We start from the raw sequence: 1,836 nt of genomic DNA on the forward strand, positions 1-1,836 counted from the left end.
GTGCGTACCGGGTTGAGAAGCGGTGTAAGTGAACTGCAGTTGCCATGTTTTACGGCAGTGAGAGCAGAGATAGCGCTGATGTCCGGCAGTGCTTTTGCCGTTACGCACCACGCCTTCAGTAGCGGAGCAGGAAGGACATCTGATGGAAATGGAAGCCACGCAAGCACCTTAAAATCACCATCATACACTAAATCAGTAAGTTGGCAGCATTACCGGGAAAACATCGTTATTCATCGCTTATACCTTTGCTTATTTCTGCAATTCCATACGTTTAATGTCGCCAACTACGAAGAGGTAGCAGACCATCGCCATCAGCGCTGAACATCCCACGAAAACCAGTGCTGCATTGAAGGAGTGCAGTTCACTTACCAGGTAGCCAATCACCAGTGGAGTGACAATGGAGGCAACATTGCCAAAGACGTTAAAGACGCCGCCACAGAGGCCAACAATCTCTTTCGGCGCGGTGTCAGAAATCACCGGCCAGCCCAGAGCACCAAATCCTTTGCCAAAAAAAGCCAGCGCCATCAGCATGACCACCAGCGTGGTGTTGTTGGTGTAGTTACATAAGATGATGGTGGAAGCCAGCAACATTCCCAGCACAATCGGTAGCTTACGTGCCAGGGTCAGGGATAAACCGCGTTTGATCAGATAATCCGAGAAGACACCTCCCAGCACGCCGCCCGCAAAACCACACAGTGCCGGAATCGAGGCGACCAGACCCACTTTCAGAATCGACATGCCTTTTTCCTGCACCAGATAAATCGGGAACCAGGTGAGGAAGAACCAGGTGATGGTGTTGATAAAATATTGTCCGAAAAATACGCCCAACATCATGCGGTTAGAGAGCAATTGCTTGATGTAATGCAGTTTGGGACCGCTTGCTGCCGCGCTGCCCGGCTTTTTGTGGTCCATATCGACCACCGCGCCATTTTCAGAGATAAACTTCAGCTCTTCCGCAGACATACGTGGGTGATCTGTCGGGTTATGAATCAACTTGATCCACAGCGCCGTCAGCACAAAACCAATCACCCCCATAACGGTGAAGACGTGCTCCCAGCCCCAGGCGAAAGTCAGCCAGCCAAGCAGAGGCGAAAAGAGCGCCAGCGAGAAATATTGCGCCGAGTTAAAGATGGCGGAGGCAGTACCACGTTCTTTCGTCGGGAACCAGGCGGCGACAATACGGGCGTTCGCCGGGAATGATGGCGCTTCCGAGAAGCCGAGCATAAAGAACATAGAGATCCCTGCCCAGGCCAGCGGGAACATATCAACAAAGCCTTGCAGGAAGGTGAATAGCGACCAGAAAAAGAGGCTGTAGGTGTAAACTTTTTTCGAGCCAAACTTATCAAGCAGCCAGCCGCCGGGAATTTGCATCAGCAGGTAGGCCCAGCCAAAAGCGGAGAAGATGTAACCCATCGAAACCGCACTTAACTGCAACTCTTTTGCCACTTCGGTACCAGCAATAGACAGCGTTGCACGATCGGCGTAGTTAACGGCGGTAACAATAAAAATAATCAGTAATATTAAATAGCGGGTATGCACGCCTTTCTTTTTTACGTCAACGGTGTCCAGGGTAATGACTCCAACTTACTGATAGTGTTTTATGTTCAGATAATGCCCGATGACCTTGTCATGCAGCTCCACCGATTTTGAGAACGACAGTGACTTCCGTCCCAGCCTTGCCAGATGTTGTCTCAGATTCAGATTATGTCGCTCAATGCGCTGAGTGTAACGCTTGCTGATAACGTGCAGCTTTCCCTTCAGGCGTGATTCATACAGCGGCCAGCCATCCGTCATCCATACCACGACCTCAAAGGCCGACAGCAGGCTCAGAAGACG

At 50.9% G+C, this 1,836-nt stretch carries 3 protein-coding genes; all 3 read right to left on the bottom strand.

The window, feature by feature from the left end:
* On the bottom strand, positions 1-159 hold a 159-nt coding region (locus tag BFF42_RS15815), incomplete at its 3' end, for an IS1 family transposase (RefSeq protein ID WP_032277379.1).
* A 90-nt stretch (positions 160-249) separates the two neighbouring features.
* Entirely contained in the window at positions 250-1,575 is a 1,326-nt protein-coding gene (gene garP, locus BFF42_RS15820) for a galactarate/glucarate/glycerate transporter GarP (RefSeq protein ID WP_039059550.1), read from the bottom strand.
* A gap of 9 nt (positions 1,576-1,584) precedes the next feature.
* Positions 1,585-1,836 (bottom strand): IS1 family transposase (locus BFF42_RS15825; RefSeq protein ID WP_001393792.1); only part of this gene is annotated, 252 nt, incomplete at its 5' end.

The sequence above is a fragment of the Shigella sp. FC1661 genome (genome assembly GCF_001712525.1).
Lineage (GTDB): Bacteria > Pseudomonadota > Gammaproteobacteria > Enterobacterales > Enterobacteriaceae > Escherichia > Escherichia coli.